This window comes from Comamonas sp. C24C (genome assembly GCF_053345995.1).
Window position 1 is genome coordinate 19,227 of the sequence record NZ_JBKFBC010000015.1, and the last position, 18,049, is coordinate 37,275.

At 63.6% G+C, this 18,049-nt stretch carries 22 protein-coding genes; 10 read left to right on the forward strand and 12 right to left on the reverse strand.

The genetic code is table 11. From position 1 onward, the window contains the following. Nucleotides 1-28 precede the first annotated feature (28 nt). Complete coding sequence (locus tag ACLBXN_RS22315) at nucleotides 29-919, reverse strand: DMT family transporter (RefSeq protein WP_447613601.1); 891 nt, start codon at nucleotides 917-919, stop codon at nucleotides 29-31. Nucleotides 920-1,197: 278 nt separating this feature from the next. Continuing rightward, entirely contained in the window at nucleotides 1,198-2,445 is a 1,248-nt protein-coding gene (gene lysA / locus ACLBXN_RS22320; RefSeq protein ID WP_447613602.1) for a diaminopimelate decarboxylase, read from the reverse strand. A gap of 105 nt (nucleotides 2,446-2,550) precedes the next feature. Here lysA and ACLBXN_RS22325 point away from each other — a divergent pair, with 105 nt between their 5' ends. Further along, nucleotides 2,551-3,477 (forward strand): LysR family transcriptional regulator, encoded by a 927-nt coding sequence (locus tag ACLBXN_RS22325; protein WP_447613603.1) that lies wholly within the window; start codon nucleotides 2,551-2,553, stop codon nucleotides 3,475-3,477. Between the two features lie 86 nt (nucleotides 3,478-3,563). Further along, complete coding sequence (locus ACLBXN_RS22330) at nucleotides 3,564-3,935, forward strand: polyhydroxyalkanoate granule-associated phasin (RefSeq protein ID WP_003051911.1); 372 nt, start codon at nucleotides 3,564-3,566, stop codon at nucleotides 3,933-3,935. A gap of 5 nt (nucleotides 3,936-3,940) precedes the next feature. On the opposite strand, the gene ACLBXN_RS22335 is transcribed toward ACLBXN_RS22330, so the two are convergent. Together ACLBXN_RS22335 and ACLBXN_RS22340 are read right to left on the reverse strand one after the other, a co-directional pair. Next, nucleotides 3,941-5,422 carry a SulP family inorganic anion transporter gene (locus tag ACLBXN_RS22335; RefSeq protein WP_447613604.1) on the reverse strand — a complete coding sequence of 494 codons (1,482 nt, stop codon included), beginning with the start codon at nucleotides 5,420-5,422 and terminating at the stop codon, nucleotides 3,941-3,943. A gap of 91 nt (nucleotides 5,423-5,513) precedes the next feature. Next, entirely contained in the window at nucleotides 5,514-5,963 is a 450-nt protein-coding gene (locus ACLBXN_RS22340) for a MaoC family dehydratase (RefSeq protein WP_043006184.1), read from the reverse strand. Nucleotides 5,964-6,249: 286 nt separating this feature from the next. Between ACLBXN_RS22340 and ACLBXN_RS22345 the strand changes: the two genes are divergently transcribed. Continuing rightward, nucleotides 6,250-6,465, forward strand: coding sequence for a hypothetical protein (locus ACLBXN_RS22345; RefSeq protein WP_343678356.1), 216 nt, complete (start codon nucleotides 6,250-6,252; stop codon nucleotides 6,463-6,465). Between the two features lie 115 nt (nucleotides 6,466-6,580). Here the strand turns inward: ACLBXN_RS22345 and panC are convergent, their stop codons facing one another. Together panC and panB are read right to left on the reverse strand one after the other, a co-directional pair. Then, nucleotides 6,581-7,420, reverse strand: coding sequence for a pantoate--beta-alanine ligase (panC, locus tag ACLBXN_RS22350; protein ID WP_003065767.1), 840 nt, complete (start codon nucleotides 7,418-7,420; stop codon nucleotides 6,581-6,583). A 40-nt stretch (nucleotides 7,421-7,460) separates the two neighbouring features. Continuing rightward, nucleotides 7,461-8,330: a 3-methyl-2-oxobutanoate hydroxymethyltransferase gene (gene panB, locus ACLBXN_RS22355; protein WP_447613605.1), complete on the reverse strand. Its 870-nt coding sequence runs from the start codon at nucleotides 8,328-8,330 to the stop codon at nucleotides 7,461-7,463. Nucleotides 8,331-8,534: 204 nt separating this feature from the next. On the opposite strand from panB, the gene ACLBXN_RS22360 reads away from it, so the two are divergent. The 6 genes from ACLBXN_RS22360 (at nucleotide 8,535) to yiaA (ending at nucleotide 13,063) form a co-directional block, all read left to right on the forward strand. Next, complete coding sequence (locus tag ACLBXN_RS22360; RefSeq protein WP_447613606.1) at nucleotides 8,535-9,269, forward strand: Crp/Fnr family transcriptional regulator; 735 nt, start codon at nucleotides 8,535-8,537, stop codon at nucleotides 9,267-9,269. Between the two features lie 131 nt (nucleotides 9,270-9,400). Beyond that, complete coding sequence (locus tag ACLBXN_RS22365) at nucleotides 9,401-9,700, forward strand: DUF4148 domain-containing protein (RefSeq protein ID WP_043006177.1); 300 nt, start codon at nucleotides 9,401-9,403, stop codon at nucleotides 9,698-9,700. A 161-nt stretch (nucleotides 9,701-9,861) separates the two neighbouring features. Beyond that, complete coding sequence (pabB, locus tag ACLBXN_RS22370) at nucleotides 9,862-11,046, forward strand: aminodeoxychorismate synthase component I (protein WP_447613607.1); 1,185 nt, start codon at nucleotides 9,862-9,864, stop codon at nucleotides 11,044-11,046. Then, nucleotides 11,043-11,675 (forward strand): aminotransferase class IV, encoded by a 633-nt coding sequence (locus ACLBXN_RS22375; RefSeq protein ID WP_447613608.1) that lies wholly within the window; start codon nucleotides 11,043-11,045, stop codon nucleotides 11,673-11,675. Before pabB ends, ACLBXN_RS22375 begins: the two co-directional genes overlap by 4 nt. Before the next feature lie 49 nt (nucleotides 11,676-11,724). After that, nucleotides 11,725-12,297, forward strand: coding sequence for a DUF4274 domain-containing protein (locus ACLBXN_RS22380; RefSeq protein ID WP_043006170.1), 573 nt, complete (start codon nucleotides 11,725-11,727; stop codon nucleotides 12,295-12,297). Nucleotides 12,298-12,544: 247 nt separating this feature from the next. After that, nucleotides 12,545-13,063, forward strand: coding sequence for an inner membrane protein YiaA (gene yiaA, locus ACLBXN_RS22385; RefSeq protein WP_447613609.1), 519 nt, complete (start codon nucleotides 12,545-12,547; stop codon nucleotides 13,061-13,063). A gap of 27 nt (nucleotides 13,064-13,090) precedes the next feature. On the opposite strand, the gene ACLBXN_RS22390 is transcribed toward yiaA, so the two are convergent. From ACLBXN_RS22390 to panD, 3 genes are all read right to left on the reverse strand, one after another. Next, nucleotides 13,091-13,783, reverse strand: a complete 693-nt coding sequence (locus ACLBXN_RS22390) for a tRNA-uridine aminocarboxypropyltransferase (protein ID WP_447613610.1) — start codon at nucleotides 13,781-13,783, stop codon at nucleotides 13,091-13,093. A gap of 125 nt (nucleotides 13,784-13,908) precedes the next feature. Next, nucleotides 13,909-14,274: a 5-carboxymethyl-2-hydroxymuconate Delta-isomerase gene (locus ACLBXN_RS22395; RefSeq protein ID WP_167004920.1), complete on the reverse strand. Its 366-nt coding sequence runs from the start codon at nucleotides 14,272-14,274 to the stop codon at nucleotides 13,909-13,911. Nucleotides 14,275-14,312: 38 nt separating this feature from the next. Further along, nucleotides 14,313-14,693, reverse strand: a complete 381-nt coding sequence (gene panD / locus ACLBXN_RS22400; RefSeq protein ID WP_003051941.1) for an aspartate 1-decarboxylase — start codon at nucleotides 14,691-14,693, stop codon at nucleotides 14,313-14,315. A 348-nt stretch (nucleotides 14,694-15,041) separates the two neighbouring features. Here panD and ACLBXN_RS22405 point away from each other — a divergent pair, with 348 nt between their 5' ends. Next, nucleotides 15,042-16,070, forward strand: a complete 1,029-nt coding sequence (locus tag ACLBXN_RS22405; protein ID WP_343678346.1) for a porin — start codon at nucleotides 15,042-15,044, stop codon at nucleotides 16,068-16,070. Between the two features lie 152 nt (nucleotides 16,071-16,222). Here ACLBXN_RS22405 and ACLBXN_RS22410 read toward each other — a convergent pair whose 3' ends face one another. From ACLBXN_RS22410 to ACLBXN_RS22420, 3 genes are all read right to left on the reverse strand, one after another. After that, a complete protein-coding gene (locus tag ACLBXN_RS22410; protein WP_447613611.1) occupies nucleotides 16,223-16,588 on the reverse strand; it encodes a 6-pyruvoyl trahydropterin synthase family protein in 366 nt (121 codons plus the stop codon). A gap of 157 nt (nucleotides 16,589-16,745) precedes the next feature. Then, entirely contained in the window at nucleotides 16,746-17,384 is a 639-nt protein-coding gene (queE, locus tag ACLBXN_RS22415; RefSeq protein WP_447613612.1) for a 7-carboxy-7-deazaguanine synthase, read from the reverse strand. A gap of 135 nt (nucleotides 17,385-17,519) precedes the next feature. Continuing rightward, the coding region (locus ACLBXN_RS22420; protein ID WP_447613613.1) for a segregation and condensation protein A at nucleotides 17,520-18,049 on the reverse strand (530 nt) is incomplete at its 5' end.

The window sequence follows — 18,049 nt, forward strand, 5'->3', positions numbered from 1 at the left end:
ATGATGCTGACCCGCGAATTCAGGTGCGCTACTTCGCCTCTCTGATGCTGAGCCAGGCACTCGCTGCCCCGCACAGCGCAATGACGACCATGCCCAGCACGGCCCATTGGTCGGGGATATGGCCATAGACCAGCCAGCCTGCCAGCAGCGCGCAGGGAATCTGGCTGTAGAGAAACGGCGTGATGGTCGCAGGCTCGGCTTTTTCATAGGCCTTGAGCAGCATCAGATGTCCGACGGCGCTGCCTGCGCCCATGGCAATCGCGGCCAGCCAGAGCGCGGCGCTGTCCGGCAGCTGCCAGACCCAGGGCAGGGTCATGCAGGTCAGGCTCAGGGCCAGCAGGCTGGTGTAGATCTGCGTGGTCAGCGGGCGCTCCTTGCCCGCCATGCGGCTGCTCAGGATCTGATAGGCCGTGTTGGCCAGCAGCTGCAGCGCAGGCCAGACCAGGGCCCAGCCGCTGAACTGGCTGCCGCCCGGTCGCAGGATGACCAGCGTGCCCGCAAAGCCCAGCGCCACCAGCACCCAGCGCAAGGGGCTGACCTGCTGGCCCAGCCAGAGAGCGGCCAGCAAGGTGAGGGCCAGCGGCGTCAGCGCCACGATGGCCGTGAACTCCGCCAGCGGCAGATAGCGCAGGCTGAGCATGGCCAGCGCATTGCTCAGGCAAAACAGAATGGCGCGCAGAAACTGAAAGCCCGGGCGCCGGGTGCGAAAGATGTCCAGTCCATGGCGAGCCACACCAAAGCCCACGGTCAGCACCGACTGCAGCGCATAGCGCAGCCATAGCGCCATCAGCAGCGGAAGCAGGGCGCCCGCATATTTGGAGCCCGTATCGAGTATCGAAAAACAGGCGCAGGCCAGCACCGTGAAGCCGATGCCCGTCAGCGTATGGCGATGGACCGAGGAGGCGGAGTGCTGTGACATGGAAGAACTTACCGGGCACTGGGCGGTGCCGAGAGAAAAGATTTCAGGTGATTTTGGCCTGAAGCCCCTGATTACTAAGCGTTAGCAGCTATTGAATTCATGGCGTGAACTCAATCATGGGGCGTGACGCAAGAGAGAGACCGCAAGCAAGGGCCTAGCCGGCCGCACCGCCCCGCAGCTAGGGCTGCCCGATGCTGTCGTCCCCCTCCCATAGCGCGCAGCGCGTAGAGAGAGGGGGAAGCCGCGGGGCCGCCCAGGCAAAGCGGCTCAGGGGGAGCTTACAAGCCCAGTTCCAGCGCCAGCAGTTCCTCCACCGTCTGGCGACGGCGAATCAGCTGGCTTTGCGCGCCATCGACCAGCACTTCGGCGGCCAGCGGGCGGGTGTTGTAGTTGCTGGACATGGAGCTGCCATAGGCGCCCGTGTCGTGAATCACCAGCAGGTCGCCCACGCTGGCGCCGGCCAGCGAGCGCGGCAGCACCACGCCGCCGTCGCCCTGGGTGAAGACGTCGCCCGATTCGCACAGCGGGCCGGCCACCACGCTGTCCTGCGCGGGCAGGCTCTGGCCGTCGCGGCGCAGCACTTCCATGCCGTGGTAGCTGCCGTACATGCTGGGGCGCATCAGTTCGTTGAAGCCGGTATCGACCAGCACGAAGTGGTTGCTGCCCGCATTCTTGGTGGCGCGCACGGTGCCCAGGAGCACGCCGGACTCGGCCACCAGGAAGCGGCCGGGCTCCAGCTCCAGACCCAGGCTGTGGCCCACGATGCCTTCTGCCTGCTTGCGCGCCGCATCCCACAGGCCGTGGTAGTGGTTGGTGTCGATGGTGGCATCGCCAGCACGATAGGGGATGGACAGGCCGCCGCCGGCCGAAATCGCATGCAGGTCCACGCCCGCGGCCTTGGTGCGCTCGACCAGCTTGACCATGGCGCCGCAGACTTCCTGCAGGTGGCCGTAGTCCACGCCCGAGCCGATGTGCATGTGCAGGCCGGCCAGCACCAGGCCGCCAGCCTTGATGGCGTCCAGTGCGGCTTCCAGTTCGCTGTGCCAGATGCCGTGCTTGCTGTGCTCGCCGCCGGTGTTGGTCTTGTTGCTGTGGCCGTGGCCGAAGCCGGGGTTGATGCGCAGCCAGACATGGTGGCCCTTGGATACGGCAGCCAGCTGGTACAGCATGTCGATGGAGCCCGCGTTCACAGGCACCTGGTGCTCAACCACGGTGGCCAGTGTGACCTCGTCCATCACGTCTGCCGTGAAGACGATGTCGGCAGGCTCGCCAAAGCCGGGCGTGAAGCCGGCCGCCAGCGCGCGCAGGACTTCGCCGCGCGAGACCGCATCCACCTTCACGCCCTGCTCGCGCATGAGCTTGAGGATGTGGATGTTGGAGCAGGCCTTCTGGGCAAAGCGCACGGTGTCGAAAGCCTTGAGCTGGGCAATGCGCTCGCGGATGGTGGCGGCGTCATACACCCACAGCGGCGTGCCGTACTGGTCGGCCAGGTTCCAGAGCTGTGCGGGAGAGAAGGGGTTTGCCATGGCGGTCTCTTGAAAGGGATTAGTTCCGCGCATCATGCATGCGGCTATCTATTCAGTCCAATAGCTTGATTTATGAAGATTATTCAATATTGATATGCTCTGCACATGATCGATTCAGAAGCTTCGCAGCGCATCACCCACCGCCATATCGAGGTGTTCCGTGCCGTCATGACGGCCGGCAGCGTCACGGGTGCGGCGCAGTTGCTCTATACCTCCCAGCCCACGGTAAGTCGCGAGCTGGCGCGCATGGAGCAACTGCTGGGCTATGCGCTGTTCGAGCGTGTGCAGGGCCGGCTGCGTGCCAATGCGCGGGCCTTGCTGCTCTGGGACGAGGTGCGGCGCAGCTGGCAGGGCCTGGAGCGCGTGATCGACCGCGCCGTGGAGCTGGGGCGCCCGCAAGGGGCGAGCATCAGCGTGCTGTGTCTGCCGGCCCTCAGCCACGCCTTGCTGCCGGGCGCGCTGGCGCGTCTGCAGTCCCGTCACGGTGCGGTGGCCGTGAGCGTGAGCACCCAGGAGGCACCGCTGCTGCAGGAATGGATGGCGGCTCAGCGCTTCGATCTGGGCCTGTCCGAGCTGGCCGATGCGCCGCCGGGCACGCGCAGCCAGCCCTTGCCGGCCATGGATGAAGTGGCCGTGCTGCCTGCCGGCCATCCGCTGGCGCAGAAGGCGCTGCTGAGCGAGCGGGACTTTGAAGACGAGTCCTTCATCAGCCTGGCACGCGACGACCCCTACCGGGCACAGATCGATGCGGTGTTTGCCCGCGCCGGCGTGCAGCGCCGACTGAGCCTGGAGACCGCCAGCGCCGTTGCCGTCTGCACCATGGTGCAGCAGGGTCTGGGTCTGGCCATCGTCAACCCGCTGACGGCGCGGGCCTGCGCCGGCCCGCAGCTGGTGGTGCGGCCGCTGGCGTTCTCGATAGCGTTTCAGGTGCATATGCTGCTGCCGCTGCACCGGCCCGCGGATGCGGGCCTGTCGTGGTTGATCGCGGCGCTGGAGCAGGAGGCGCTCAGCCTGCTGGACGGCAGGCCCTGAAGTTGCCGATAGGGATTTCGAAAGTAAGCTTGCGCAAACTTCTATGTTGCAGTGCACAATAAACACTTGCACGCAAGGAGTTACACATGCCTGAATCCGCCATTCCCCATCGCACTGCCAGCGAACTGCTGGACATCAGCATGGCTGCACCTCAGGTCATCAACCACCGGCTCACGCGCATGGCGCTCAGCGGCCCGGTGCTTTCTGCGCGCGATCAGAAGGAGTTCACTCGCATGGTGGTGGAAAAGCAGGTGGCCTTCAGCCAGGCCTGGCTGACCATGGGGGCCGAGATGTTCAAGGTGCAGCAGCAGCTGTGTCTGGCCTGGATGCGCAACCCCTGGACCATGGGCCAGAAGCTGCCCGTGGCCGCCGACAAGGTGGCGGCCAGAAGCCTGGCGCCGATTCGCCGCAAGGCCGTGGCCAATGCCAAGCGCCTATCGCAGACCCGCCTGAAATAGGCACGCTAGACCCGGATGCGCTCTATCAGCCGCTGACTGGCGTCATCCAGCCCCTTGAGCTCCACGCGGCAGCCATGCTGGCGCAGGCGCTCCATCACCTTGTCCAGCGCGCCCACGGCGGTGATGTCCCAGAAATGCGCGCCGCTGACATCGATGCGGGCCTGCTTGCCGGCTGCGGCACGCACGTCGAAGGCTTCGATCAGCGCATCGGCAGAGGCAAAAAACACCTGGCCGCTCACCGTCCAGGTATAGAGATCACGAGCCTCGTTCAGGCTGCCCCGGACCTGCAGCATATTGGCCACCTTGAAGGTGAAGAACACGCCAGATAGCAACACGCCGGCCACCACGCCGGCGGCCAGATTGTGGGTGGCGATGGTGATGACCACCGTCACCAGCATCACCGAGCTGGACAGGCGCGGGTGGCGCACCAGATTGCCCAGCGACTTCCAGTCGAAGGTCGAGACCGACACCATGACCATGATGGCCACCAGAGCAATCACCGGCACCCGGGACACCCAGGGCTTGAGGGCGACCATCAGAATCAGCAGAAACACCCCGGCAAACAGGGTGGACAGGCGGCCGCGACCGCCGTACTTCACATTGCCCACGGCCTGGCCGATCATGCCGCAGCCCGCAATGCCGCCGAACAGGCTGGCCGAGACATTGGCCAGGCCCAGGCCCGTGCACTCGCGGCTCTTGTTGCTGGGCGTGCCCGTCAGGTCGTCCACCACGGCTGCCGTGAGCACCGACTCCAGCAGGCCCACCATGGCAATCGCCAGGGCCGGCAGGGCGATGATGCGCAGTGTCTCCAGACTCGCAGGGATTTCGGGCAGGGCGAACAGCGGCAGACTGTCCGGCAGATGGCCGAGGTCGGCCACGGTCTTGAGCGGCAGATCCATGAAGCTGCCCAGCAGCGTCAGCACCAGCACGCAGATCAGCGGTGAGGGAATGGCGCTCAGCGCCTTGAGCTGCAGCCTCTGTCCCAGCCAGGGCAGGCCGTAGATCAGGGCCAGGCCCAGGGCCAGCATGGTCCAGGTGGCGGTGTTGGCGCCCTGCAGGTGCGGCAGCTGGGCTGAAAAGATCAGAATGGCCAGCGCGTTGACAAAGCCCGTGCGCACCGAGCTGGAGACAAAGCGCACCAGGCTGCCCATCTTGCACAGGCCGAAAGCGATCTGCATGGCGCCGGCCAGCAGGCCTGCGGCCAGCAGATATGGCAGACCATGCGATGCGACCAGCGGAGCCGCCACCAGGGCCACCGAGCCGGCCGCTGCCGAGACCATGGCCGGGCGTGCTCCGAACACGGCAATCACGATGCTGATGATGAAGGAGGCATACAGCCCCACGGCCGGGTCCACGCCCGCGACAAAGGAAAAGGCAATGACCTCGGGAATCAGCGCAAACGTGGCGACGGCGCCGGCCAGCAGCTCACGCGGCACGCTGGGCGCCCACTCGGCGCGCCATCGGCTCAGGGAAAAATGGGGATTCATATCGCAGCAGCAAGTGATGCGCGGCCTGTGCAAGGCAGGCCGCGCCGGTGGGCGATATTAAGCAGTGCCCGAGACTTTTGCTGCCTGAGGGTCAGGCCGGGCGCTTGAAGCACACCATCTTGGGCCTGAAGCGCTGTAGCACCTCGCCGCGCTGGTTCCTGGTGTGGGAGAGCACGCGCACCAGAGCACGGTTGGGTTTGGACTGGGAGGGAATGATCTCCACGATTTCGGACTCCACCTGCAGCACGTCGCCGGGGCGCGTGGGCTGGGGCCAGGCCAGCTCTTCCATGCCGCCGCCGATCACGCCGTCGGCCAGGGGAATGCTCTGCGTCACCAGCAGCATGCTGATGGAGGCCGTATGCCAGCCGCTGGCGGCCAGGCCCTGGAAGAAGGTGTGCTTGGCGGCTTCGGGGTCGAGGTGAAAGACCTGGGGGTCGAACTGCCTGGCATAGGCAATGATTTGCGCCTCATCCAGCGGGTAGCCCTCGCTGACGAACTTCTGGCCTACGTACAGGTCATCGAGATAAAGTTTCTCGCTCATTGGCGTCCTCTTTCATGCCGGTGTATGGGGTGGCCGACAGTATGCGCGGCGGCGGCCCAGGCCGCTGTTGCCAAGGTGCCATAGCGCTATGCTTGGACGCATGAATTTCGAGTTTGAAGATTCCGAGGTCGCGGCAATCAGCCTGCAGAACGGCGCGTTGCAGATCCGCTTTTCCGCTGCCCGTGTGCTTGACGGTGACCGAGCCGGGGCCGGGGAGGGGCTGTGGCAACCGTTGCTATTGATATGCAAGCACATTGCGCAGCCTGACAAGGCTTCAGAGGCTGATTTGACTCCAATCCTGGCCGCCGTGGGCCGTGTTCGGCAAGCGCAGCTGCATGTCGCCGGGCAGCGCCTGCGCCGCCTGCCCCTGCCTTTTGCCAGCGATGCGGGTTTTGTGCTGGAGCTGGAAATGGGCGACGGCCTGTTTTGCCGGCTCAAGGGGCAGGGGCTTGCGCTGCAGGCTCTGCCCAGTCAGTCGTCGGTGGACTCCTACCAGTGCTGATGGAGCACCTTGCCTCTGTCTTGTTCCTGACGCTGGACACCGGCGCGGCCTGAATCAAAGGCGCCAGGCAAGGGGCGACATGCCCTTGCCCCGTGCCTAAGAGGGATACGGAATCCTAGAACTCCAGGTTGTCTATGAGCCGGGTGCTGCCCAGGCGTGCCGCGCCCAGGGCCACCAGTTCGCCGCTGCGCGCATCGACAGGTGTCTGCAGATCGCTGCGCTGGCGCACGCTCAGATAGTCGGGCTCCCAGCCCTTGGCGCGCAGCGCGGCCATGGCCTGCGCTTCGAGATCGGCAAGATTGCCGCCCTGGCGCGCGGCATCGGCCAGGGCCTTGAGCGCCTGCGACAGCGCCATGGCCTGCACGCGCTGCTCGTCGCTGAGGTAGCCGTTGCGCGAGCTCAGCGCCAGGCCGCTGTCGGCGCGTGCCGTGGCGCAGCCGATGATCTCGATGGGCAGGGCGAACTGCTGCACCATGCGGCGGATCACCATCAGTTGCTGATAGTCCTTCTGTCCGAAAACGGCCGTGCCGCCGCCCGTGGTGGCAAACACGGCCTGGAACAGTTTCATGACCACGGTGCAGACGCCGGTGAAGAAACCGGGGCGGAAGTGGCCTTCCAGGATGTCGGCCAGCTGCGCATCGGGTTGGACCTTGAAGGTCTGCGGCTCGGGGTAGAGGTCTTTCTCCCTGGGCGCGAAGACGATGTCGCAGCCTTCGGCTTCCAGCTTGGCGCAGTCGGCATCGAAGGTGCGCGGGTAGCTGTCGAAGTCTTCGTGAGGCAGAAACTGCAGGCGGTTCACGAAGATGCTGGCCACGGTCACATCGCCGTGCTGGCGGGCCTGGCGCACGAGGCTGAGATGGCCTTCGTGCAGATTGCCCATGGTGGGTACGAAAGCAGGGCGACCGCGACCGGCCAGAGCGGCGCGCAGGTCGGCGATGGTGTGAACGATTTGCATGACTCGAACAGTGGGGGAAAACGAAAACAAAGGCCCGGGTTCACCAGGCGTGCAGCGCATTGTCAGGGAAGCTGCCATTCTTGACCGCTTGCACATAGGCTTCCATGGCGCCCTTGACGCTGCCTGCATCGGCCATGAAGTTGTGCACGAATTTGGCCATCTTGCCCAGATTCACGCCCAGCATGTCGTGCAGCACCAGAACCTGGCCGGCCGTGCCATTGCCCGCGCCAATGCCGATGGTGTGGCACAGCGGCAGCTCCTCGGTCAGCTGGGCGGACAGGGCGGCGGGCACCATCTCCAGCACCAGCATGGAGGCTCCGGCATCCTGCAGCTCCAGCGCATGCTGGCGCAGCGTGGCCGCTGCCTGCTCGTCCTTGCCCTGGACGCGGTAGCCGCCCAGTGCATGCACGGTCTGCGGCGTCAGTCCCAGGTGGGCACAGACGGGCACGCCGCGGTCGACGAGAAAACGCACGGTGGGAGCCGTCCAGCCGCCGCCTTCGAGCTTGACCATATGGGCTCCGGCCTGCATCAGCTGGCAGGCGCTGCGCATGGCCTGCTCGGGACTTTCGGCATAGCTGCCAAAGGGCATGTCGGCAATCACCCAGGCCGTGGCCTGGGCGCGGTGCAGGCCGCGCGTGACGCTGGCCGTGTGATAGGCCATATCCTGAAGCGTCACCCCCACGGTGCTGTGCAGTCCCTGGCAGACCATGCCCAGCGAGTCGCCGACCAGAATGCACTCCACACCGGCCGCGTCGGCCACGGCGGCAAACGTGGCGTCGTAGGCGGTCAGCATGGTGATTTTTTCACCAGCAGCGCGCATCTGGCTCAGCCGCGGCAGGCTGACGGGGCGGCGCTGGGGCTGGGGCGAAGAGGGGGGGATGGTGCCGTAAGGCGTACCGGTAGCGGTCATGGGATGTCTCCTGGTCTTGTCTATGGCTGGACCCCGCAGAAAAAGCCTGCAGGCAAATTTGCCCGCGAGTCTATGCGATGCTGCGCTGCAGCGCCACGTTAAAACAGGGTATGGCTGCTGTCGTCCGCCTTACTATGCTGTGGGCTCAGCTTTGCATGGCCCAGCGCTTTCCGGCCTTCCATTTCTTTTTGCACAAGGTTGTTCATGTCCATGCTCGAGTCCCTGCAGCCGTCGGTTTCAGCGCCTGTGTCAGCCGTGGCCTGGCAGGGTCTGCGCAGCGTGAGCTGGCTGGAGTCGCTGTCCGACGAGAGACTGTCGGTGCTGGCCGGGCAATGCCTATGGCACCGGCTGGAGGCGGGACAGGTGCTGCACGGCGCCTATACCGATAAACGCATGTACATGCTGATCAGCGGCCAGCTCAGTGTCGGTAGCTACAGCGCCAGCGGGCGGGCCATGATTCTGGGTTATCTGGAGCCCGGTTTCTTTTTTGGCGCGTTCGCGCCGCAACCACCGGTTCGCCATGTTTTCGTGCAGGTGCAGGCCACGCATGAGAGCCTGGTTGCATCGCTATCGAATGCCGAGCTTGAGACGCTGATCATGAGCGATGTTCTGGTCATGCGGGCCGTGGTCCAGCGGCTCAGCGAACTGGCAGGGGTGCTGGCGCGGCGCGTGGTCAGCCTGGGAACCCTCTCGGTGCGCGGCCGTCTGCACGCCCAGTTGCTGGAGCGTGCCGAGATGGCGGGCGTCGAGAACGACGAGGCACTGCTGTCGCCGGCTCCGCGCCAGAACGATCTGGCCCTGATGCTGGGCACCAGCCGCGAAGAGGTCGCACGCGAGATGTCGCGGCTCACGCGTCTGGGCTTGCTCAGGCGCGAGGGACGCAATCTGCGTCTTTGCCGTGTGGATGGTCTGCGGCTTCTACTCGAGGAAGCACATTGATTTTCCGCAATGTGGAATGAGTTTTTGCGTGAGAAAACGCACAGACGGCCTGCGGGACAGGGCGCATAGTTCAGCCATACAGCAGCGAGACAGGTCTTCTTTCCGCTGCTGCGCCGTTGAAAGGATTGAAAATGCGCGCCCTTACCCGTTTGTTGACCGCCGCCGTGCTGACCGCCAGCGCTGCTGCGGCCATGGCTCAAGACCTCCCCCAAACTCCCGTAACTTCCAGCAAAAGTCGTGCCGAAGTGATGGCCGACCTCGAAATGTACCAGCGCGCCGGTCTGGGCTACATGCCCACGCCAGCGGCTTACGTCGAGACCGAATTCAGCAGCGAGTACCGCAAGGCCTATGCCGAATACCAGCGCCTGCTGGCCAGCCCTGCCTACACGGCTGCCGTGGCCAAGTACCAGTCGCAGCTGGGCGGCAAGTAACAGAGTTCTCTCTTAGCCATCCGACAGAGGTGGCCCATTGGTGGATGCGCGCTGAGGGATTCCTTCAGCGCGTTTTTTTTGCCGGCAATGCCGGGCGGATGGATATAGCAAGTTTGATAGCATTCCGCGCATGTCGACAGTGCGCTTGCAGGTGATCTGACTTGAAAACCGTTCTTGATTTCACCGCTCCCTGGCAGGCTGGAGCAGCCCGTCTGCAGCATGGCTTTGGCGTTCCCGAACAAGTCTTGCAAGCGCATCGCCCCGAGGACGTGCCTGCCGTGCTGGAGTCCGTGCAGCAGGCAGCCGAGCAAGGCCTGTGGTGCGTGGGTTGGCTGGCCTACGAGGCGGCCGCAGCTTTTGACCGTGCCTATGCCGATGCTGTACATGCCTCCCCATTGGGCCAGCCGCTGGCCTGGTTCGGCCTGCATCGCGCGCCGCTGGCAGGCCCTGTTCAGAGCCGGCCACAGCAGACTGCAGCGGTGCATTGGCAGACGGCGCTCAGCCGCGAACAGTTCGATGCCCATGTGGCACGCATCCATGCGGCGATTGCGGCGGGCGACTGCTATCAGATCAATTACACAGCCCCCCTGACTGCCGAGCTTGGGGATCTGCAGCATGGCGATGCCGGCGCACTGGCCCAGGCGCTGTTCGCAAGGCTGCAGCAGGCCCAGCCCGGCGGCTATGCGGCCCTGGTCGATTGCGGCGACATGCAGGTGCTGTCGCTGTCACCCGAGCTGTTTTTCGACTGGGACGGCGAGCGGATTCTGACCCGCCCCATGAAGGGCACCGCGGCGCGTGGCAAGACCCCGGAAGCCGATGCACGAGCTGCGCAAACCATGCGCGAGTCGGTCAAGGAGCGGGCCGAGAACGTGATGATTGTGGATTTGCTGCGCAACGATCTGTCACGCATTGCCGTGCCGCACAGCGTGAAAGTGCCGCAGCTGTTTCAGGTCCAGGCGCTGCCGGCCGTCTGGCAGATGACCTCGGATGTGGTGGCACGCACGCGCCCGGATGTGCGGCTGGTGGATGTGTTCGCAGCGCTGTTTCCCTGCGGCTCGATCACCGGGGCGCCCAAGCGTCAAGCCATGCGTCTGATTCGCGAGCTGGAGCTCGAGCCCCGAGGCGTCTACTGCGGCGCTCTGGGCGTGGTGCGGCCGGGGGGCGGGCCGGGACGTATCCACGCCAGCTTCAATGTTCCCATTCGCACCGTGGTGCTCAAGAATGGGCGTCTGAGCTGCGGCATAGGCAGCGGCATCACGGCCAGCGCCAATGCGGCCGATGAATGGATGGAATGGCAACACAAGCAGGCTTTTCTCAAGGTGCTTGAACAAGGCGTCGGCGCATGAATACGAATCTTGAAATCCTCGAAACCCTGGCACTCAAGGATGGTCGCTGGCAGAACTGGGCTTTGCACTGGGCCCGTTTGCAGATCACGGCGCAGCATTTTCGCTATCCGTTGATGCAGATGCAGCTGGAGTCCGATATGGAGCGCATGGCCAGTCAGACGCATTCCATGGGCGACTGGCGCGTGCGGCTGGCGCTTTCGGCCACGGGCGAGATGCAGATCACAGCCGAGCCCCTGCCGCCGACTGCTCAGCCCGTTGCTTTGCAGCTGGCGCATCGGCCCATCGCCAATGCGCTGGCGTACAGCGATGTGGTGCGTTTCAAAACCTCGGTACGTCAGCATTACGACGCTTTCAGACCCCAGAGCACCGGCATTTTCGATATCGTACTTTTCAACGAGGACGGCCAGATCACCGAAGGCACGCGCGGCAATATTGCCGTGCAGCTCGATGGGCGCTGGGTCACGCCGCCGCTGCAATGTGGCTTGCTTCCGGGCGTGGGGCGGGCGCTGGCCTTGTCGCAGGGAAGGCTGACAGAGCAGGTGGTGACGCTGGAGCAGGCGCGTCATGCCGGCGGCTGGGCCTTCATCAATAGCCTGCGTGGCTGGCTGGATGCTCGTTTGATCGCCTAGGGGCGGTTTGTTATTGTGCTGACGTAAGTAACCTGGAGGAGTCTCAGCCATGGATGACGACGACTTTGATGCCCTGTACCTGGACCTGATGAAGGAATTCCTGGCCACTGCGACACCACTGCAATGGCTGGCCGTGGTCACCACCATGAACTACGACAACGGCAGCGCCTTGCCCGACTGGATCAGCAAGCATCCCAAGCTGGAGCCCGCCGTTGCCAAGGCGCTGTACTGGTATCAGCAGCCGGGCTACTTCCAGCACTATGCCTCGCAGGACAAGGTGCCCGGCATCAACCGCCCGGGCTGGGCCCGCATACAGGCGCTGAGCCAGCGCTTCGAGCAGGGCAATCTGGCTCCCGCCACCATCGGCTGGGACCCGGCCAATGATCTGGCCTCGCCCACGGGCAATGAAAAGCACCCGGGCTATGACTGGACCAGCGAAGCCGTCAAGGGCGATGAGGCCAAATGGCAGATTCCGGCCATCATGCTGCTGGCCGTGCCTGGTGAGCAACCCGATATCTATGCCTATGTCGACGAGCATGGCTGGGAAGACGGCATGCCGCCCCATGTACAGGAAGAGCTCAATGCCGCCATGGATGGGGACGAAGTCGAGGACGAGGATTAGCGCCTGCGCGCCCGGTTGCTGCGCTCACATAAGCCTTTGCGTGAGGCACTGTGGCGCATGAAGCGACAGATGTCCTTCCTCCGGTTGAAGTAGTTGCCACCGAGGGGCGCGGCCGGTTCAGGCCATCCAGTGGCTGGCGAGCAAAACAGCTCTTTAGGTATCATTTGAAGATACCTTGCGAAGAAGGGCTTGGCTTGAGCGAGCGGATTTTCTACTATTCGTTCACCACAACTTTCGAGACCCGCTCATGAACCCCCAAGCCATCACCAGCCATAAGCCTTCCTCCGCATTTGTCGGCGCATCCTGGGCCGCCTTGCTGCTGGGCGTCGTCGCTTTCATGGCCGGGCTGTGGAATGCAGCCATGCAGCTCAACGAGAAAGGCTTTTACTTTGCTGTGCTGGTGCTGGGTCTGTACTCGGCCATCTCGCTGCAGAAAACCGTGCGCGACAAGCTCGAGGGCGTTTCCGTGACCGGCATCTACTACGGCATCAGCTGGGTGGCGCTGATCATCGCGGTGCTGCTGCTGGGCACAGGTCTCTTCAATGCCGCGTTGCAGCTCAGCGAAAAAGGTTTCTATGCCATGGCTTTTGCGCTGGCCCTGTTCGGTGCGATTGCCGTGCAGAAAAACACCCGCGACAGCCTGAGCGCAGACGATGGCACAGCAGAGCGCAAGCGCAGCAAGAGTGAGCGCAGCGGGCCCGCTCTGGTGGTGACCGATCCCGCCAAGTCCGCCGATGTGCCGGAGCAGGTGGCCAATAACCGCTAAGCTGGAAGCTCGTTTGACCGCTGAATCTCAGGCGCCCCTTGGGGGCGCCTGATTGCATTGGCGCAGCTGCAGCTGCTGCGCCACAAACTGACTGAATACCTCCTGCAGCACGGCATGGGCCGTCGCGTCCTCGGGCCGGGTCTGCAGCTGTGCCAGCGCCAGGGCCGCAGCCTCGAAACTGGAGAGCTGCCCGGGCAGATGGGCCTTGCGGATGGTGTAGCCGGAGTCCTCCACGCCGAGCAGGGGCAGGCGCGGCAGGGTCTGCAGTGCAGGATTGAGATAGAGCATCTTGCGGCTTTTGCGCCAGGTGCCGTCGATGATCACCAGCCGCAGACGCTCTGGCGGCTGCGGCCAGGGCAGAGGCAGGGGGCCGGCTGCAGCCAGCCCCAGGGCGGTATCCTGGCCTGCCGTATTGGGGTAGAGCAGCAGGCTGTGGCGGGGCGCACTATCGGTATCGGCGGTATTGGCCCTGCTGGCCCATCTTCCATGCAGAGCCGCTTCCAGCTCGGCGGCATCAAATTCCTCGCCCACCATGACCCGGCTGTGTGGCAGGCACAGATGCAGCAGATGCCCGGTGCCCTTGGCTTCGTGTACTTCCATAGGATGCATGAGGATCAGCACTTCGACCTGATGTGCGACCGGCTTGGCCAGCGCGCAGACGCAGGTGCGCAGCGCCCGGTGACAGCGGGGGCAGCGGGGGCGAGGCTCGGGTTTGCTCATGATTCAGGAGCTGCTTGCTCTTTTAGGGTAAGTGGTTGAGGCGATTTTTATCTCAAGCCAAGGTCCCTGAAACAAAAACGCCCGCAAGCATGGCTGCGGGCGCTCTGGCTTGTGTGGCCGAGGGCTTACAGGCGACCCTTGAAGTAGGTGGCCTTGTCCATATCGGACACGTCCACGCTCAGCTGCACCAGCACATCGGCAGGCTGGGGCACCAGACGGCGCAGGACTTCGGCAATGCCGTCCGACATCTGCTTCTTGGCTTCGGTGCTGCGACCTGCCATCAGCTGCAGGTGCACGTGGACGAAACCACGGTTCTCGGGCTGGGTGCCGATATAGACATGGTCCATGTTCAGTCGGGCAATGCGGGCCTTGACATCGGCTTCATCGAGAACGGTGGGGTGGGAGCAGACCACGGCGTTGATGTCGCGCATCAGTTCGCGTTCGTTCAGGCCGGTCAGGTTGTCGGTGTATTCAATATGCAGATGAGGCATGGAGTTCTCTCGCTCGATTTGGGAGGCAAAAGCCGTTTTTACAGCATCTGGGTGGGCACTTTGTGGCGCAGCTCAACCTGTTTGTTGCTGTCGTCCACAAAGACCAGCTGCGGCTGGTGCTCGGCCACATCGCTTTCATGAACCTGGGCGAAGGCGGCAATGATGAGCAGGTCGCCCACGCTGGCCCGGCGAGCGGCCGAACCGTTGACGGAAATCATGCCCGTGCCGCGCTCGCCCTTGATGGCGTAGGTCACAAAGCGCTCGCCATTGTCGATATTCCAGATATGGACTTGTTCGTTCTCAGCAATGTTGGCGGCATCCAGCAGATCCTCGTCGATGGCGCAGGAGCCTTCGTAGTGCAGCTCGCATTGCGTGGTCTTGACGCGGTGGATCTTGGATTTGAGCAGGGTGCGGAACATGTTTGTCTCTCTGGGGCGCTTTGCGCGTTGCTGAAATGGGGCAGGCCTGTGCTTGCGAAAAATCACGCAAGTCTAAATGCGATCGGTAAAACCCATGTAGTTCATTGAGGGCATTGACAGGGAAATGCGGCGCCTTCGCATTCCCGGGGTTGAAAGTTCTGCCAATCGCTGATGTAGGACGATGTGACGATTGTCGTTGTGATTGTTGTTTTGTTGCGAATTTAAGGGTTGTAACTAATGTTTCATTTTCACTTTGTTTAATGACTTCAGTCCCAGACGGGGCCCGTCCAAGGCAGGCCGTAGCCGTACTGCATGGGCTTTCTCATTTCTACAAACACAGTGAACAGCATGAAACGAACTCTTCTCGCCCTTGCCGCCCTGACCGTCTCCGCCGGCGCCCTGGCTCAATCCAGCGTGACCGTCTTTGGCGTGGCCGACGTGTCGGTGGCCCACATCTCCACGACCGGCAAAAGCGTGTCCGGTCTGGCCAACGGCGGCAACTCCAGCAGCCGTCTGGGCTTTCGCGGCGTGGAAGATCTGGGTGGCGGCCTGAAGGCTGATTTCTGGCTGGAAGGCAGTCTGAGCGTGGATGACGGCACGGCTTCGGGCTTCAAGTTCGATCGCCGCTCCACAGTCAGCCTGCTGGGCAACTTCGGTGAAGTGCGCCTGGGTCGTGACAAGACCCCCGCCTACCAGAACCTGGAAACCTTCCATGCCTTCGGTGACACCGGCATGGGTGCCATCAACGGCCATAACCTGATCAGCGGCTCGGCTGCAGGCACCTCCGAAGGCTCCAACCCCAAGCGCAACTCCAACGCCATCAGCTATCTGCTGCCCAAGCTGGGCGGCGTCTACGGCCAGCTGACCCATAGCTTTGGCGAGCAGGCCGACGACCACAGCCTGGCCAGCTCCACCGGCCTGCGTCTGGGCTATGCCAACGGTCCCCTGAACGTTGCTGCAGCCTACGGTATCGCACGTGGCGGCACGGCTGCCTTAGGCGTGGACTACAAGACCATGAATCTGGGTGCTTCCTACAACTTCGGCGTTGTCACTCCCATGCTGCTGATCGCGTCCGATCGCGGCAACGGCAAGCGGGTCGATCTGTACAGCCTGGGCGTGAAGATGCCTCTGGGCGCCGGCGAGCTGCGCGCAGCCTATACCTGGTACAAGGACAAGAAGCAAAGCGATGCGGACTCCCAGCGTCTGGCTCTGGGCTATGGCTACAAGCTGTCCAAGCGCACCGAAATCTATGCGGCCGTGGCACGCATGAGCAACGACGACAAGGCTTCCCGCAAGCTGGGTTCGTCGCTGAGCCCTACACCCGCTGTGGGCAAGAGCCTGACGGGCTACGAAATCGGCCTGCGCCACAATTTCTAAGAGCATGGGCAGCAAAGAGCTGCGGCGGCTGCCGCACTCTGCTGCCTGATGATCTTGCCGAGTTAGGCCTCCTGGTGGGAAAGCCGTCTGACTCTCAGCAAGCTGGCCCCGCAATAGCGGGGCCTTTTTTTGTTGCAGCTGCGCGCCTGCCCTCAGGACAGGTCGAGCACGCAGCCGTCGCCGATGCTGTCGCGCCAGACGCGGATGCGGCTGGGCGCGGGCTGAAGGTCGGCCAGGGCGCTGGCGATGAAGAGGCAGAGGTTTTCCAGCGTGGGCTTGCCCAGGCCCGGCACTTCATCGAGAAAGTGATGGTCCAGCTGATCGCGCAGCAGCTCCAGGCGCGCGCGCAGGTGGCCGAGGTCGATGACCATGCCGTTGTCCGGATTGCGCGGGCCGGTCACGCTGACTTCCGCCCAGTAAGTATGGCCGTGAATGCGGCGGCTGCTCTCGGTCTCGATAGCGCGCTCCAGGGTATGGGCGGCATCGAAGAAAAAACGCTGGTGAACGGTGAACTGCATAAACGTTATTTCTGGCTTTGCGCAGGCAACCGGCGCGCACCAATGCCAGTGACAGCAAGCAAGGGCCTGGGCCGGCCGCGCTGCCCCGCAGCGAGGCTGTCGTCTCCCTCCCGCGTAGCGAGAGAGGGGGAAGGCGCGAAGCGACTCAGGGGGTGTTTCATCGAATGCCCGTGAGCTTGTGGGTTTGCAGGCTCAGGCGCCAGCCGGGGCGTTGCATGCATTGCTCGATACAGGCGGCAATATTGCCGCTCTGCTGGGCGTTGTCCATGGGTTGCAGAAAATAGTGCTGGAAATCGGTGCTGGCTTCAATGGCTGCCAGATCGAATGTCGGCTGAGGCCAGACCAGCTTGAGCTCCTGGCCGCTGCGCTGAATCCAGTCGGCGCCAGCCTTGGGGCTGATGCACAGCCAGTCTATGCCCTCGGGTGCGGCCACCGTGCCGTTGCTTTCCACCGAAATACGAAAACCGCGCGCATGCAGGGCGGCGATCAGGGCCTGATCGGCCTGCAGCAAAGGCTCACCGCCCGTCAGCACCACCATGCGGTGCAGGCTGTCGTCGGCAGGCCACTGGCTCAGAATGCGCTCGGCCAGCGCATCGGCCGTGGCGAACTTGCCGCCCAGCGTGCCGTCGGTGCCGACAAAATCGGTGTCGCAGAACTGGCAGATGGCACTGGGCCTGTCCTGCTCGCGGCCCGTCCACAGATTGCAGCCCGCAAAGCGGCAGAACACGGCAGGCGTGCCGGCCTGGCCGCCTTCGCCCTGCAAGGTGTAGAAAATTTCTTTGACGCTGTATGTCATGTCGTATGTGTCGCGTCAAGGCGCGGTGGAACAGAAGGCTGGCGTGCTGCAGCCCGGGATGCGAATGTAAGCCCTTGCTGAACTTCTGGTGGTCATAGGGTTACAAGGCGCTTGCCTTGCAGGCGGTCGCAGGCCTCACACCGGGGTATAGGCCAGGCGCACATAAATCGGCGCGTAGGCTTCGGCCTGGGTGATTTCGATCAGCGTTTCCTTGGCCAGCTCCAGCATGGCGATAAAGGTCACGACCAGCACGGTCGAGCCTTTTTCCGGATTGAAGATGCGCTCGAACTCCACGAAACGCTGGCCTTGCAGCTGCTTGAGGATCTGGCTCATGTATTCGCGCACCGACAGCTCTTCGCGCGTGATCTTGTGGCTTTGCACCAGCTTGGCACGCTTGAGGATGTCGCGCCAGGCGGCTTGCAGCTCGCCGATTTCCACATCCGGAAAGCGCGGTTGCAGGCTTTGCTCGATATAGACCGTGGCCTTGAGAAAGTCGCGTCCGTAGGTGGGCAGCTGTCCCAGCTGCTGGGCGGCAAGCTTCATCTGCTCGTATTCGAGCAGGCGGCGCACAAGCTCGGCGCGTGGATCCTCGGCTTCCTCGCCGTCCTCCTGCTTCTTGGGCGGCAGCAGCATGCGAGATTTGATCTCGATGAGCATGGCCGCCA

Excerpts from the sequence above, each read along its gene's own strand:
- yiaA (WP_447613609.1), top strand. The coding sequence starts at position 12,545 with ATGAACCCCCAAGCCATCACCAGCCATAAGCCTTCCTCCGCATTTGTC.
- ACLBXN_RS22315 (WP_447613601.1), bottom strand. The coding sequence starts at position 919 with ATGTCACAGCACTCCGCCTCCTCGGTCCATCGCCATACGCTGACGGGC.
- ACLBXN_RS22395 (WP_167004920.1), bottom strand. The coding sequence starts at position 14,274 with ATGCCTCATCTGCATATTGAATACACCGACAACCTGACCGGCCTGAAC.
- panC (WP_003065767.1), bottom strand. The coding sequence starts at position 7,420 with ATGCAAATCGTTCACACCATCGCCGACCTGCGCGCCGCTCTGGCCGGT.
- queE (WP_447613612.1), bottom strand. The coding sequence starts at position 17,384 with ATGACATACAGCGTCAAAGAAATTTTCTACACCTTGCAGGGCGAAGGC.
- ACLBXN_RS22380 (WP_043006170.1), top strand. The coding sequence starts at position 11,725 with ATGGATGACGACGACTTTGATGCCCTGTACCTGGACCTGATGAAGGAA.
- ACLBXN_RS22325 (WP_447613603.1), top strand. The coding sequence starts at position 2,551 with ATGATCGATTCAGAAGCTTCGCAGCGCATCACCCACCGCCATATCGAG.
- ACLBXN_RS22405 (WP_343678346.1), top strand. The coding sequence starts at position 15,042 with ATGAAACGAACTCTTCTCGCCCTTGCCGCCCTGACCGTCTCCGCCGGC.
- panD (WP_003051941.1), bottom strand. The coding sequence starts at position 14,693 with ATGTTCCGCACCCTGCTCAAATCCAAGATCCACCGCGTCAAGACCACG.
- lysA (WP_447613602.1), bottom strand. The coding sequence starts at position 2,445 with ATGGCAAACCCCTTCTCTCCCGCACAGCTCTGGAACCTGGCCGACCAG.
- ACLBXN_RS22375 (WP_447613608.1), top strand. The coding sequence starts at position 11,043 with ATGAATACGAATCTTGAAATCCTCGAAACCCTGGCACTCAAGGATGGT.
- ACLBXN_RS22335 (WP_447613604.1), bottom strand. The coding sequence starts at position 5,422 with ATGAATCCCCATTTTTCCCTGAGCCGATGGCGCGCCGAGTGGGCGCCC.
- ACLBXN_RS22330 (WP_003051911.1), top strand. The coding sequence starts at position 3,564 with ATGCCTGAATCCGCCATTCCCCATCGCACTGCCAGCGAACTGCTGGAC.
- ACLBXN_RS22410 (WP_447613611.1), bottom strand. The coding sequence starts at position 16,588 with ATGCAGTTCACCGTTCACCAGCGTTTTTTCTTCGATGCCGCCCATACC.
- ACLBXN_RS22390 (WP_447613610.1), bottom strand. The coding sequence starts at position 13,783 with ATGAGCAAACCCGAGCCTCGCCCCCGCTGCCCCCGCTGTCACCGGGCG.
- ACLBXN_RS22365 (WP_043006177.1), top strand. The coding sequence starts at position 9,401 with ATGCGCGCCCTTACCCGTTTGTTGACCGCCGCCGTGCTGACCGCCAGC.
- ACLBXN_RS22340 (WP_043006184.1), bottom strand. The coding sequence starts at position 5,963 with ATGAGCGAGAAACTTTATCTCGATGACCTGTACGTAGGCCAGAAGTTC.
- ACLBXN_RS22360 (WP_447613606.1), top strand. The coding sequence starts at position 8,535 with ATGTCCATGCTCGAGTCCCTGCAGCCGTCGGTTTCAGCGCCTGTGTCA.
- panB (WP_447613605.1), bottom strand. The coding sequence starts at position 8,330 with ATGACCGCTACCGGTACGCCTTACGGCACCATCCCCCCCTCTTCGCCC.